14 protein-coding genes and 1 other RNA gene are annotated in these 14119 nt (G+C 41.5%); 11 read left to right on the top strand and 4 right to left on the bottom strand.

What is annotated here, in order from left to right:
* Positions 1–947 (bottom strand): serine/threonine-protein kinase (locus NSP_RS16350; protein ID WP_017804241.1); only part of this gene is annotated, 947 nt, incomplete at its 3' end.
* Between the two features lie 310 nt (positions 948–1257).
* Between NSP_RS16350 and NSP_RS26470 the strand changes: the two genes are divergently transcribed.
* The 9 genes from NSP_RS26470 to NSP_RS16315 all read left to right on the top strand — a co-directional run bounded on the left by NSP_RS26470 (position 1258) and on the right by NSP_RS16315 (position 9053).
* Positions 1258–1386, top strand: coding sequence for a hypothetical protein (locus NSP_RS26470; protein ID WP_006196972.1), 129 nt, complete (start codon positions 1258–1260; stop codon positions 1384–1386).
* 197 nt (positions 1387–1583) lie between these two features.
* Positions 1584–2861, top strand: coding sequence for an RNA-guided endonuclease IscB (gene iscB, locus NSP_RS16345; RefSeq protein WP_006194909.1), 1278 nt, complete (start codon positions 1584–1586; stop codon positions 2859–2861).
* Positions 2862–2891: 30 nt separating this feature from the next.
* Positions 2892–3272 (top strand): pentapeptide repeat-containing protein, encoded by a 381-nt coding sequence (locus NSP_RS16340; protein WP_006196971.1) that lies wholly within the window; start codon positions 2892–2894, stop codon positions 3270–3272.
* A complete protein-coding gene (locus tag NSP_RS16335) occupies positions 3269–4477 on the top strand; it encodes a 5-(carboxyamino)imidazole ribonucleotide synthase (RefSeq protein ID WP_006196970.1) in 1209 nt (402 codons plus the stop codon). Before NSP_RS16340 ends, NSP_RS16335 begins: the two co-directional genes overlap by 4 nt.
* 9 nt (positions 4478–4486) lie before the next feature.
* A non-coding RNA gene (gene ssrS / locus NSP_RS24365) (6S RNA) lies at positions 4487–4670 on the top strand.
* 337 nt (positions 4671–5007) lie between these two features.
* A complete protein-coding gene (locus tag NSP_RS16330) occupies positions 5008–6249 on the top strand; it encodes a M16 family metallopeptidase (RefSeq protein ID WP_006196969.1) in 1242 nt (413 codons plus the stop codon).
* A gap of 173 nt (positions 6250–6422) precedes the next feature.
* Positions 6423–7694, top strand: coding sequence for a M16 family metallopeptidase (locus NSP_RS16325; RefSeq protein ID WP_006196968.1), 1272 nt, complete (start codon positions 6423–6425; stop codon positions 7692–7694).
* 102 nt (positions 7695–7796) lie between these two features.
* The gene (locus NSP_RS16320) at positions 7797–8600 is read left to right on the top strand and encodes a peptidoglycan-binding domain-containing protein (protein ID WP_006196966.1); all 804 of its coding nucleotides are present in this window, start codon (positions 7797–7799) and stop codon (positions 8598–8600) included.
* 99 nt (positions 8601–8699) lie between these two features.
* Positions 8700–9053 carry a phage holin family protein gene (locus NSP_RS16315; RefSeq protein WP_006196965.1) on the top strand — a complete coding sequence of 118 codons (354 nt, stop codon included), beginning with the start codon at positions 8700–8702 and terminating at the stop codon, positions 9051–9053.
* Here the strand turns inward: NSP_RS16315 and NSP_RS16310 are convergent.
* A complete protein-coding gene (locus NSP_RS16310; protein WP_006196964.1) occupies positions 9025–9501 on the bottom strand; it encodes a cobalamin biosynthesis protein in 477 nt (158 codons plus the stop codon). The genes NSP_RS16315 and NSP_RS16310 overlap by 29 nt on opposite strands.
* 472 nt (positions 9502–9973) lie before the next feature.
* Positions 9974–11272, bottom strand: a complete 1299-nt coding sequence (locus NSP_RS16305) for an ankyrin repeat domain-containing protein (RefSeq protein ID WP_006196963.1) — start codon at positions 11270–11272, stop codon at positions 9974–9976.
* 172 nt (positions 11273–11444) lie between these two features.
* Between NSP_RS16305 and NSP_RS16300 the strand changes: the two genes are divergently transcribed.
* Complete coding sequence (locus tag NSP_RS16300) at positions 11445–11915, top strand: DUF4079 domain-containing protein (RefSeq protein ID WP_006196962.1); 471 nt, start codon at positions 11445–11447, stop codon at positions 11913–11915.
* Between the two features lie 57 nt (positions 11916–11972).
* Here NSP_RS16300 and NSP_RS16295 read toward each other — a convergent pair whose 3' ends face one another.
* A complete protein-coding gene (locus NSP_RS16295; protein WP_006196961.1) occupies positions 11973–12656 on the bottom strand; it encodes a DUF1997 domain-containing protein in 684 nt (227 codons plus the stop codon).
* A 180-nt stretch (positions 12657–12836) separates the two neighbouring features.
* Between NSP_RS16295 and NSP_RS16290 the strand changes: the two genes are divergently transcribed.
* Positions 12837–13634 (top strand): Nif3-like dinuclear metal center hexameric protein, encoded by a 798-nt coding sequence (locus NSP_RS16290; RefSeq protein WP_006196960.1) that lies wholly within the window; start codon positions 12837–12839, stop codon positions 13632–13634.
* The last annotated feature ends 485 nt before the right edge of the window (positions 13635–14119 follow it).

Below are 14119 nucleotides of genomic sequence, written 5' to 3'. Positions count from 1 at the left end.
ATTACCTGACGGCGTGACAAATCAGATGTTGGCTGTGGGGGTGGTTGTCGTCGTTGTGGTTGTGGCTGTAGCTGTTGAGGTGATGGTGGATTTAGTTGTGTCGGTGCTATCTGTGGCGGTGGCTGTGACGGCTGGAGGGCTTGCAATGCTACCTCTGCTGAAAAATATCTATCTCGAAAGTGATAACTCACCATCTTATTTAAAACACCTGCCAGTTTGTCACTGACATTTGCATAATTACGCCAAATCACTTCACCATCAGTGGGGTCTTTTGGTAGTTCGTGGGGTTGTCTCCCTGTTAAAGCATAAATTCCCAACATCCCCACTGCGTAAACATCGCTGCATAATTTTGGTTGTCCGGCTGTTTGTTCACTTGGCATATAGCCATTAGTTCCAATGACAACGCTAACACTAGTTTGACCTTGGCTATTCACCATCACGGTGTTTATTTCTTTGACTGCACCAAAGTCAATTAACACTATTTTCCTATCTTGACGGCGACGCATTAAGTTTGCGGGTTTGATGTCGCGGTGGATGATATTTTTTTTGTGAACTACTGCTAATACTTCCAAAATTTCTTGTAATAGTTTGGTGACTTCTGTTTCACTCAACTTTTTACCAGGACTGATTTCTTTGCTTAAGTCTTCCCCATCGACAAACTCTTGGACTAAATAAAATTCCCCTTGTTCTTCAAAGTGGGCAAATAGTCGCGGTATCTGGTCGCTATCATTGCCTAAACGGTATAAAACCTTCGCTTCGCTATCAAATAATCTTCTAACGGTTTGTAATACTACGGGGTCGGAGTTGGGTTTGAGGTGTTTTACTACACACTTGGGATGGTTGGGTAAGTCTATATCTGCTGCTAAATAGGTCTCACCAAATGCACCACTTCCCAGTCGGTTAATGATTTTATAGTGATTACGGAGGATTGTACCAGTCGTAGGCATGGCTTTTCACTAGGCAGTCCTAGATTGATTGGAATTTATTAGCTTGATTGTGCCAAATCTATGAGTAGTATAGCAAGTGATTTTACTCACACATAGAAAGGCTCACCGAATTACACCTACAAATTGAAAACCTAAATAAAATTATTGTGGGGGAGGGCATACTTCGACTACGCTCAGTACAAGTCTTGCCCGCCCTGATTAGGGGACGGGTGGGGACACCCATCCCACAAGAAAATTTGTCATAGTTTTTTATTTGTCAGTCCCGAAATTCAAATGCGGTAAGCTAGAGAGAACAATTAGATACTTGATTATGTTCTGGAAACAAGGATTAGCATTTATTCTAGGAATTACTGTATGGCTCTTAGCTTCCCCAGCTTGGGCAGATTGGACTCATCCCATGTCTTTTAGTAATGCAGAGTTAGCCAGAGAGCATAAATAAACGGAGTAATCTGTAGTTTATGTGAACCAAACCACTCAAAACATGAGTAAACGTTATCTAGGTCATAACACCTTGGGATTCGCTAGTCCCCTGCCATGTTGCTACTTATTAAACAATCCGCAAGGATAGTGTATTTAGCATAACAAGCTCAGATAACAAGGTTGAAGCAAACATTACCCTGAAAAGGTGAAATTTAAATGTCTAATTTTGTTCTAGTTCTTGATACCAACAAAAAACCACTTACTCCAATTCATCCAGGAGATGCACGTTTTTTATTAAATCAACAAAAAGCTGCTGTATTTAGAAGATTTCCATTTACCATAATTTTGAAAGAACCTAAATCTGAAGTTCCAACTCAACCGATTGAATTAAAAATAGATCCAGGGAGTAAAACTACAGGTTTTGCGTTAGTTCAAAATAATAAAGTCATCTGGGGTATGGAATTACAACACAGAGGTTTAGCTATTAAAGAAAGCCTAGAAACTCGAAAAGGAGTAAGGCGAGGAAGACGTTCTAGACATACTCGTTATCGTCAAGCTAGATTTCTTAACCGCACTAAACCTCAAGGTTGGTTAGCACCTTCTTTAAGCCATAGAGTTTTAACTATTAACACTTGGGTTAAAAGATTATGTAATTTTGCCCCAATAACTGACATAGTTGAAGAGCTTGCTAGGTTTGACCTACAGCAGCTAGAAAACCCGGAGATATCAGGCTTTGAGTATCAACAGGGAGAGTTACAAGGGTATGAAGTCCGTGAATATCTTTTGAATAAATGGAATAGAAAATGTGCATACTGTACTGCGGAAAATGTCCCTTTACAAGTTGAGCATATTAAACCAAAAGCCAAAGGAGGAACTAATAGAATTTCTAATTTGTGTCTAGCTTGTGAGAAATGCAATATCAAAAAAGGTACTCAAGATATTGAGAAGTTTTTAGCAAAAAAGCCTGAGTTGTTGAAGCAAATTTTATCCCAAGCCAAGCGTCCACTAAAAGATGCGTCTGCTGTAAATTCAACGAGATGGGCTTTATTTAATAAGTTAAAAGAAACTGGATTACCTATAACAACAGGTTCAGGAGGTTTAACTAAGTTTAATAGAACTCGTTTAGGATTGCCTAAAACTCATTGGATTGATGCTGCTTGTGTAGGAAAAGTTGAAACTCTCAAAATACTGACAACAAAAATTTTAACAGTAAAAAGCACGGGGCATAGTTGCAGAAGATTCTGTAGGATCAATAAATTTGGTTTTCCTTGCACTGAGCCTAAAAAAATATTCACTCATGTTTCTACAGGAGATTTTGTTAAGGCTACTTTGCACAAAGATCGTAAAAACATAACTTCTGGAAAGTATGTAAGTCGTGTTAAAACTCCCACAAAAAACGGATGTGAGATTGTTATCAATGGTTTTAGAGTTGAATTTTCAACAATGAAAGATATTACTAAGGTTCATTGTAGTGACGGGTATAGCTACGTTTGACTACGGACAACTACAATTTTATGAGATTAAATGCAAAGACGAGATTTTTCTGGACAAAGTTTACAAGCGGCTGAGTTCTCTAACGCCAATATGGAATTAGCTAATTTTGCAGATGCTGATTTACGGGGAGCCGTCATGAGTGCTTCGGTAATGACTCAGGCGAATCTGCACGGGGCGGATTTAACTAATGCTATGGTGGATCAGGTAAAGTTCGCCGGGGCTGATTTGAGCGATGCGGTTTTCAAAGAAGCTCTTTTGCTACGCTCCACCTTTACGGATGTGAATATAGACAGTGCGGATTTCACAGATGCAATTTTGGATGGCGTGCAAATTAAAGAACTTTGCAGCAAAGCCAGTGGTGTAAACTCTAAAACTGGTGTAGAAACTCGTTATTCTCTAGGATGTCGATGAAGCGTGTTGGTATAATTGGTGGTGGGCAACTAGCCTGGATGATGGGAGGCGCAGCTAAAAAGTTAGGCGTTGAATTAGTGGTGCAAACTCCTAGTTTGGATGATCCTGCTGTAGCGATCGCCCAGGATACTGTTTTGGCTAAAGTTGATGATGCTAGCTCCACAGAGATTATAGCACAGAAAACTGATGTCATTACCTTTGAAAATGAATTTGTTGATTTAGAGTCTTTATCTGTTATAGAAAATCAAGGTGTTTGCTTTCGACCCAGGTTAGAAGCTTTAACTCCGCTTTTAGATAAATATGAGCAGCGCTGCTATTTAAAAGACTTGGGTTTACCTGTTCCCAGATTTTTCGCGGTGGAAGAACCCGAAAATCTCGCGTCTCAAATAGAAGACTTGGGTTTTCCGGTGGTTTTAAAATCCCGTCGGCACGGTTACGATGGTCAAGGGACTTTCATTATTAAAGATTTAGCCGATTTGCAGCAAAAGCTAAATTTACCTAACACAAATAAAGCTTTTAGTCAAGGATTTTTTTTAATTGAAGAATTTGTCACCTTTGAACGAGAATTAGCAATAATTGCGGTTCGTTCTGTAGAGGGTGAGGTTGTGACTTACCCAGTGGTAGAAACTCAACAAGAAGAACAGGTATGTCGGCGAGTGATTGCACCTGCTGATATTACACCGAATCAAGCCGCAGAAATTGAGGCGATCGCTCATACTCTCTTAAATAACCTGCAAGTCGTGGGCGTTTTTGGTATAGAACTATTTCTCACCCCCGACGGGAAAGTTTTGGTCAATGAAATTGCCCCTCGTACCCATAATTCTGGGCATTTCTCCTTAGACGCTTGTGAAACATCTCAGTTTGAACAGCACTTGCGAGCCGTTTGTGGCTTACCTTTGGGAAATCCGGCTTTACATTGTGCTAGTGCTGTCATGGTTAACCTTCTAGGGTATGAAATTTCACAAAGCGACTACCAAAGCCAGCGCCAAAAATTAGCCGAAATTCCCCAGGCTTTCGTTCACTGGTACGGGAAAACCGAATCACGTCCTGGGCGCAAACTGGGACACGTCACCGTGTTAGTAGATCATCAAAACCGAGATGCCATCATGACCATAGCCCAAACTATAGAATCTATCTGGTATCCTTTGTTAAATGTACGAGAAAATTTCCATACTGAACACACAACTGGTTTGGGAAGGCTATAATAGGTTTTAGTTGCACTACGACGTTGGTGACTGCCATCAAGTTTTTTGATCTATGTCTTTAAAGAAAAGGGAAGCTAACAAGTCTCGTGGCAGTAAACCGGGCGTGTACCCGGAAACTTAAAACGAAGAAAGTCGGCACCCACCTGGTTTAACCAGGTCATAAACTTAGGTAAAACGGCGTTGCGGTGAACTTAAAAATTATTAGCTCCCAAAGTTAGCAAAAACTTGGGGGCTTTAATTATATCTGGCTGTTTGCAATTGAGTGTAGAAAATATAAAGATAATCGACCACAGATGAACACAGGTGTAGACGCGTTAGCGGCTTGCCGTAGGCTACACAGATAAATTCAGATTTCATCTTGATGAAAAGTGCTGTATGTGAATGGCAAATATCAATTTGATGACTGAGGAAGAGAAAATTTGTATCCGTTGATTCTAATTTAGCGATCGTTGAGAGTTAGAATAACAAAAATTGTCTTAAATTGTGGTTAAAGCTACAAAAACTTGTCACAACAACAACTACAGCATACTGTGTTTCCAGCTTCGGTTCTCCGACTAGATAATGGTTTAACACTTGTCCATCAAGAAATTGCCACTACCCCTGTAGTTGTGGCTGATGTTTGGGTGCGCGCCGGAGCAACCCTTGAGCCAAAACCGTGGTTCGGTATGGCTCATTTTTTAGAACACATGATTTTTAAAGGAACGGCGACGCTAGCCCCTGGAATGTTTGATCACAACATTGAAACCAGGGGCGGTGTGAGTAATGCAGCTACGAGTTATGATTATGCTCATTATACCCTGACTACAGCAGCTTCTTACCTAGCAGATACTCTGCCTCATTTGGGAGAACTGCTGATTAACGCAGCTATTCCAGACGATGAATTTATCCGCGAACGGGATGTGGTGCTAGAAGAAATTCGCTCCTGCAATGATGATCCCGATTGGATAGGATTTCAAGCCCTTAATCAAAGCATCTACCAAAACCATCCTTATGGGCGTTCAGTGTTAGGTACTGAGCGAGAATTAATGCAACAGTCACCAGCCGCTATGCGTTGTTTTCATCGCGCCCACTACCAACCGCAAAATATGACTGTAGTTGTTGTGGGGGGAATTGCTCAAGAGTCAGCCTGGGAACTTGTCAATAATTCATTCGCTGATTTTGCAGCACCTTTAGACTTTCCGCAGGCCGAAAAAATAATAGAGCCAGTTATCACGGGAATTCACCGCCAAGAAATTTGTTTACCACGTCTAGAACAAGCACGTTTAATGATGGCGTGGGTTGTACCAGGGGTAGAGCAATTACACACTGCCTATGGTTTAGATTTGTTGGCGGTGTTATTGTCAGAAGGGCGAACTTCCCGACTGGTGCGTGATTTGCGGGAAGAATTACAATTAGTACAGGGAATTTATAGTAATTTTTCTCTACAACGAGAATCGAGTTTATTTACAATTACTGCTTGGTTGGAGCCAGAAAATGTAGATCAAGTCGAAAATTTGATTCTCAGTCATTTAAATGATTTGCAAACCACAGGAATTACTGAGCAGGAACTCGCCCGGACACGTAGACTGGTTTGTAATGAGTTTGCTTTTTCTACGGAAACACCAAATCAGTTAACGGGGCTTTATGGATATTACAACACTATTGCCCAAGCTGAATTAGCAGTAGCATATCCTCAACAGATTCAATCGTTTACTACCCAAGAATTGCAACAATTAGCTCAACAGTTTCTTTCACCTCTAAATTATGCGGTTACTATACTTAAATCCTGTTAATTCAGTGGTTGGTTGTTTAATGTAAACAACTACAGGACATTTGATTTGATTGAGGTAGATAAGGGCGGGCAGGATGCCCACCCCACAAGATTTATAATATTAAAATGTGTACTTCATTTACTTGAAAAGTGCTGTAACCATCAAGAATAACTAATAATAGATTACTAATAACTGTGAAACCTTCTCTATCTTCTTCTCCTATTCATCGCATTGTATTGAATAATGGCATTGTAGTGCTGGTGGCTGAAAATCCGGTGGCGGATATTGTGGCGGCGCGGATGTTTGTCCGGGCTGGTAGTTGTTACGAAACGCGGGAAAAAGCGGGGTTAGCCCATTTGCTGTCAGCAGTGATGACGAAAGGATGCGACGGACTTTCTAGCTGGGAATTGGCTGAACAAGTAGAGTCTGTGGGCGCGAGTTTAAGTGCTGATGCTGCTACTGATTATTTTTTGTTGTCTTTAAAGACGGTAACATCTGACTTCTCGGAGATTTTAACATTGGCTGGGCGAATATTGCGATCGCCTACATTTCCCGAAGCCCAAGTGGAACTAGAAAAGCGTTTAGCACTACAAAGTATTCGCTCTCAAAAAGAACAGCCGTTTACCCTTGCCTTTAGCCAAATGCGGCAGGTAATCTATCAAAATCATCCCTATGCTATGTCAATACTAGGAGATGAAACTACAATGAGCGGCTTATCGCGTGCTGATTTAGTGCAGTATCATCAAACTTATTTTCGTCCCGATAATCTGGTAATTAGTATCGCCGGGCGAGTCACCTTAGAAGATGCTGTAGCACTAGTCGAACAAGTATTTGGCGATTGGCAAATTCCATCCCAACCCTTGCCATTAGTTAATTTACCAGAACTTCAAGCAGAACCGCAGCATCGACTACAACCTGTACAAACACAGCAATCAATTGTGATGTTGGGTTATTTGGGATCACCGGTGAGTTGTCCAGACTACGCCCCCTTAAAATTGCTGTCTACTTACTTGGGTAATGGGCTTTCTAGCCGCTTGTTTGTGGAATTACGGGAAAAACGGGGTTTAGCTTACGAAGTATCGGCATTTTATCCCACAAGGCTGTATCCGGGGTCATTTGTGGTGTATATGGGGACAGCACCAGACAATACCAGCATCGCTCTACAAGGGCTACGTAAAGAAGTGGATTTACTCTGTACTACAGAAGTATCAGAAACCGCCCTAGAAGCAGCTAAAAATAAAATCCTGGGGCAGTATGCTTTGGGTAAACAAACTAACGGACAAATTGCTCAAATATACGGCTGGTATGAAACTTTGGGTTTAGGACTTGGTTTTGACCAGGAGTTTCAAGAACTGATTGCATCTGTAAGTGTCAAAGATGCCATAACCGCCGCCTGTAAGTATTTACAGTCACCTTATATATCTTTGGTTGGTCAAGAAACAGCAATTAATACGGCTTTGGGGTAAAATTGCGATATCTTGCTTGGGTGAGTTTAGCGATCGCATTAGCTGTTTTCTCGACTCAAGCGGGTGTAATATTAGCATCATAAGGTTCTGAGAGTAAAGCCCATGCAAGTTAGCCTGAAAACAAGTATCGTGAACTACTTTGAGTCACTAAAAGCATTTCTTGGCTTGAAGACAGGTAAGTTTTATTGGTTACTTGTGTTTTCATCTACGTTCTTACTTATTACCTCGGATGCAGGAGTCGCAATTGTAGCGCCCCAACGAATTGCCCAAGCAACTCCTACAGCTAGTATTAGCCGTCCTACCCTCAGATTTGGCTCTCAAGGAGAACGGGTATTAGAACTTCAGGCGGCTTTAAAACTTTTGGGCTTTTACTCAGGTGCAGTGGATGGTGTCTATAGAGAGGAAACAGCCAGCGCTGTTTCTCTGTTCAAGCGAGCAGTTGCTTTGAATCCAGATGGTATTGTTGATGCTATGACTTGGGAACGACTATTCCCGAAAGAGCCAATAGTTACGTCCAGGATATCTTCACCTAACCGACCCTCTAACTCAAATTTTCCTGTTCCCACCCAAACCAGACCTACTACAAGGGTGACAAATCCTAGTCCTCCCAGACGTAATTCAACGAGTCCTCAACCTCAGCCAAGACCAGCTACAACGCCTCCTGGACAAATCCCTGGTGTTCAATATACCGCCCAAGGATTGCCAATTTTACGTTTAGGAATGCGGAATTCGGAAGTGCGGAAGCTGCAAGCACGACTAAAACAGCTTGGTTTTCTGGCTGGTGATGTGGATGGAGATTTTGGGATGAACACTGAAGCAGCAGTAAAAGCTGCACAACAGCGCTATGGTTTGGAGGCTGACGGTGTAGTTGGTGGTGCTACATGGGAAGCACTATCGCGACGTTGACACTCTCACCACCACACCCGTAGGGTTTGATTTCAATAGTGGTGGGGTTTTTTTTCAACCTACCCTTGATAAAAGAGCGCTAATTTCTAGACAAAACTGATGAAACACTTTTTGCTAACTTGGCTTGGTACTGCGGTGGCTTTGCTCATCACCGCTAATGTTGTTCCTGGGTTCTTTGTCAGGGATTTTGTAGCTGCTTTAGTGGCTGTAGCAATTATTGGTTTAGTAAATGCGTTTATTCGACCAATTTTAAGTATTTTGGCCTTTCCAATTACTTTAATTACCTTTGGTTTATTTACATTTGTAATTAATGCGTTAACCATTTGGCTAGCAAGTAACCTCACTCCTGGTTATGGTTTTGAAATTCAGGGTTTCTGGCCTGCTTTAGCGGGTTCAATTGTGTTAACAATTGTTTCTAGTTTGATTAGCTATTTTTTGAGAACAATTTTGTAAGACAGGCCACAGCTATTGTCACCGCTCCTGGTTCACCCTGTAAGCGAAAAATTTGTTTAGGAACTAATAACTTGATTTCTAACTCTTGCTTGCTAGTTAAACATGGGCTGATATGGGAGACTGCGAGAATAGCAGCAGCTTCAGCTACGCTGGGAGTTCCCACTGTTTTTTCAGCGAATTTGGCAGGGTTGGGGACGGAAACAGTGGACAAAATATCTGCGGTGAAGGTTTTTAAAGGAAAACTGCAAAGACGGCAAAGTTCTATTAAACCAACTTCCGAAGCTTTATTGTCAATAGTAGCAAGCCCGGCGATCGCATTTTCATTGAGTTGATGTTCTTGAAATACTTTCTCTATTGCCGTTGCTATCAATAGCCGTGAACTACCCTTTTGACAACCAATTCCTACCCATAAACTTGGCGAAATTTCCTGTGGGTAAATTTGATTCATTTTATCAATTATAGGAATCCTATTTGAGTTTTGAACGGGATTTTTTTTAACGTTCGCGGAGCGTGGCGTTAGCCATACCACAGAGACACAGAGATCACATAGGAAGAGAAAGAAGAGAAATGTTCACGTCTTATTTAGGATCGCTATAGATATTTATCTGTGTTTATCTGTGTACATCTGTGGTTAATTAATTCTTTGTATTTGTGCAACTATTTTCTCAGGCAATTAACCGAGAATTTACCCTAATATCAGTATTGTTAATCAGCCTCTAATTATGATACCAAGAAACTGCTTTTTATAATACTGTTCTCCAGCCTTGAACCTTATATATTGAGCTTATCTAGCACAGTAGGAAACACCAATGTAGAAACATTTTGCCTGTTATACCTTGGTGTTTCGATTCTTCCTGACTCCGATGCAACCATCATATTTGCGTCGGAGTTTTTTGTTCTTAATTTTTGCTTAAATATGGCTATTCCTGTGCGCCAGCTTTTTGCAGACTGCGGACTATATTTTGATATCCATTAAATTCCGCAATCATCAAAGCTGTATAACCGCCCCGATTTTTCACATTGATATCTGCCCCAGCCTGGAGTAATATCTGTACAGCCCCACTATAGCCTCCAGAGACTGCCCACATCAATGCTGTTGCCCCTGCTAAGTCCTGAAAATTCACATTTGCACCCTTAGCCAGCAACAAGCGAATGATCCCTGTGTAGTTGTGTTCTGTTGCTTTAATTAAAGCTGTTTTGCTATCATTCCCTAAAGTATTAGCATCAGCACCGTAGTCTAGTAATACTTTCACTGTGTCTATGTATCCCTGGGATATTGCTAGCATTAAAGGTATACCCAAAGTTGTGCCATTCATCTTTCCAGCAGAATGCAGCAATATCTCAACGATTTGGCTATGTCCTTGCAATGCAGCTACCAGCATTGGTGTATCACCCAGGTGATTTGTAATTTGGGGATTTGCACCTCGTTTAAGTAACTCTTGCACTACGTCAATATAGCCTTCTACAACAGCCAGATGTAAGGCAGTTTCACCATCTTTGTCTTGATGATTAATCTTGGCACCTTGATCTATTAAAGCAGATGCGATAGCTACGCTCACCGAAGGTATCGCACTGTGTCCTGCTGCTGCTGCTGCCAATAGCGCAGTAGTACCATGTTCATTTTTTTGGTTGACATCAGCCCCGGCGGTCAGCAATGCTTGTACAACTTCCAAATGTCCCAAGTCAGCCGCAATCATCAAGAGTGTCTCACCTTCTTGATCTAGACTATTGACATTTGCACTATTTTGTGATATTAATTTAAAGACTCCGGTGTTACCGGATTTTACAGCCAATTTCAAAGCGGTATCATCGTCTTTGTCTGTGACATTCACTTGAGCGCCAGCAGCCAGTAAGATTTGCACTATATCAATATAACCTTTAAGTGCAGCTGCCATTAAAGCTGTGCTGCCATCTTCATTAATGGCATTCACATCAGCACCTCTAGATACCAAAAGCTGCACAATGTCCAGTTGATTGGTACTAACAGCCAACATTAAAGCTGTCAAACCATAGCGTTTTCTAGGTAAGTTAATATTTGCTCCAGCATCTAAGAGCGATCGCACAATTTCGGTGTAACCTAAATTGGCAGCCAACATTAAGGCTGTAGTCCCATCGCGATCGCAAACGTCCACCTTAGCACCAGCCGTCAGTAGCGCACACAGCCGCTTAATATCGCCACTTTTAGCAGATTTTAGCAGCAAGACATCGTTGTTTTCCATAATGAATATTTCCCGCCAAAGCAGGTTTTGTGAGTCTAGTCCCCAAATTTAGTCTGAAATTGTTTAACCACTTTGGCAAGAGGCAAGACATCTTTCACTCCTGGCAACTTTAAGCACAGAAATTAGAGGTATGCTAATTTTTATGAAGATTTAAGAAGTGGGCGAGAACACTATGAGTTTGGAACTGTCACCTGAAGTTAAATATTGGCTAAACTTTTTTCACCCTGTAACCATGTGGGGACTATTAGCACTCTCACTTTACGCTGCCTATCTGGGGCTACAAGTACAGCGTACCAGAGGCGCTCAAGGAGATGAAAAGAAAGAACTGATTAAAGGTAGATATAACATTAAACACTACCAAATGGGTTCTATACTCTTAGGTTTGATGGTGACAGGTGCTATTGGTGGTATGGCTGTCACCTACATCAATAACGGGAAGTTATTTGTCGGACCGCATTTACTAGCTGGGTTGGGAATGACGGGTTTGATCGCATTTTCGGCTTCTTTATCTCCTTTTATGCAAAAAGGAGCAAGTTGGGCGCGTGCAACTCACATTGTCCTAAATTTCGCTCTTTTGGGACTTTTTACTTGGCAAGCCATCACTGGAGTGCAAATTGTCCAAAGAATTCTCACTAATGCTTAGTCATTAGTCATTAGTCATTAGTCATTAGTCATTGACTATTGGCTAATGACTGTTAACTTAGCGCTTTTTCTGGGAATGACCGGGAAAGGATATTCCCAGAGATTGATGAAAGTCTTCCTGGACTGTGCGAGTTAAGCGCCGGGAGACTTGACGGACGATTTGATTAAGTAAGCGATCGCCTGTAGATTGAATTAAAGATTTGGGCAATCGTTGAATAAATTTGGGAAAGTGCAGATTAACTATCAAATCCAATTCCCATTCCACGCGGGTAATCTCACTAAAACCGGTATTAGTATCTTGGGCGGCATTTTCTACCAACTGTAGCGATGCCTGATAGTCTACATCATAACCAGGCGGATGGTAGTCAGGAACAGGGATTGTCCGAATTCGGTATATTCCTTGCTCTGGGGGTAAAAGTTCTAGACCAATTTTTGGCTCTACGTCATAACCAAAGGAGCCAAAGCGACCAATAATCACAGCATAACCATTTTCACTCAACGGTTGTACCTTCATCGGTTCAGCACAGCGCGAAAACCATGAGGCGTGACTTTCAAGATACTCAGCAACTTTAATTGCTGGGCTGTACATTTCCATTGAGTCGCTATAACGACCGTAAAACTTGGTGGGTGTCCCGACAGTTGTTTGTGTAGGTGTGTCCTCAGATTCTGATAAACTTGACGCTACGGGCAAAACTGTTTCTTTTATATCCCAAGATTGATATTCGCCGTTTGTCGAAAGCATCAGTGTGTTCCCCTATAAATTGGCGTTTGTCTATAAATTAAGAGTTCCCAATTTGCTGGTATTGTTGAGCAGCAAACCAAAAATTTTCTGGAAGTCTCAATAATCTGTCATAAACTTGACGAAATCACTAAAATTAAAGAACTAAATAATCACATCTTAGTTTCCCAGGATTGTATTTGTGTGAAAATTGCTGATTTAATTACTTGGTTTGAAGAATGGGCAAATCCTGCTTGGTGTGAAAGTTGGGATAATTGCGGTTGGCAAATTCAGCCGGGTGTGTTATCAGAAAAGGCGCGGGTGTTGGTTTGTTTGACACCGACTTTGGCTGTGATGCAAGAAGCGATCGCTCTCCATGCTAATCTAATTTTTGCTCATCATCCACTGATTTTTAGTCCTCTCAAGTCTTTATGTAGTGGTGAAGCGATCGCCGAAATGGCAAGATTAGCTTTTACCCACAATATTGGTATTTACAGCGCTCATACAAATTTCGATCAAGTACAGGATGGCACGGCTGATGTTTTGGCTCAAATTTTAGACTTGCAGTCAGCCACCCCTATAGTACCCACACAAGCAGGATTGGGCTACGGGCGCGTTGGTTTACTAGAGCCATGTCTGACTTTACAAGAATTACTCGCCAAAATTCACACCCGACTCGCTCCTCCTCATTTGATTTTTTCCCCAACTGCTGACTTACAGCAGAATATTTCACGGGTAGCTGTGTTGGGGGGTTCGGGCGCTAGTTATATTTCGGCGGTAGTCAAAACTCAGGCTCAAGTTTATTTAACTTCTGATTGTAAGTTCCATCAGTTTCAGGAAAGCCGCGATCGCCATCTAATTTTAATTGATGCGGGACATTATGCCACTGAACGCCCGGCTTGCGATCGCTTAGTGCAAAAATTTATGTCTTTAAATCTAGACTGGGTGAAATTGAGTCAAAAAGATGAAGATTTCCGCAGCCAAATTACGAGGGTGAGATGATAAAGCTCAAAACTCTTTGCCGATTGTTGTTGAAAAGGATTAAGGTCGGCAGGAGAATGAGTTAAGATCAAATACATAGGGATAAAAATAAAGCAGAGTTCCCGGACTTCCCAGCAATGCCCATGACTACAAAAAAGCAAATCAAACAACCGCGATCAATGCTTGATTTGGAGTATTTTTTATTACATATTTCTGGAAATACTCACCAGCAAATATTCACCCAGTTAGGAGAATTACCAAATTGTGTTTCCTCTATGAGGTAGACATCGGCTGAAAACCTGAAGGAAATTTAGTTAAACAGGTGCAGTCGCTGTGAGTCTGTGACTTCAAATTTCTTTGGATTTTGGCAAACACAAGCAAGTCTATGGGTAGAATCATAAGATACAGTGGTTCTGAACCTCGGAACCGATTTGTTAAAGGTGTATCTAAATGGGGTCAATCCCAAATTTTACCACCTTATGGGCAGGGCGCTGTCCATTGGGCGA

The sequence above is a fragment of the Nodularia spumigena CCY9414 genome, from assembly GCF_000340565.2.
Taxonomy (GTDB): domain Bacteria; phylum Cyanobacteriota; class Cyanobacteriia; order Cyanobacteriales; family Nostocaceae; genus Nodularia; species Nodularia spumigena.
The sequence above is the reverse complement of the archived record's forward strand: the minus strand, read 5'-3'. Positions and strand labels throughout refer to the sequence as shown.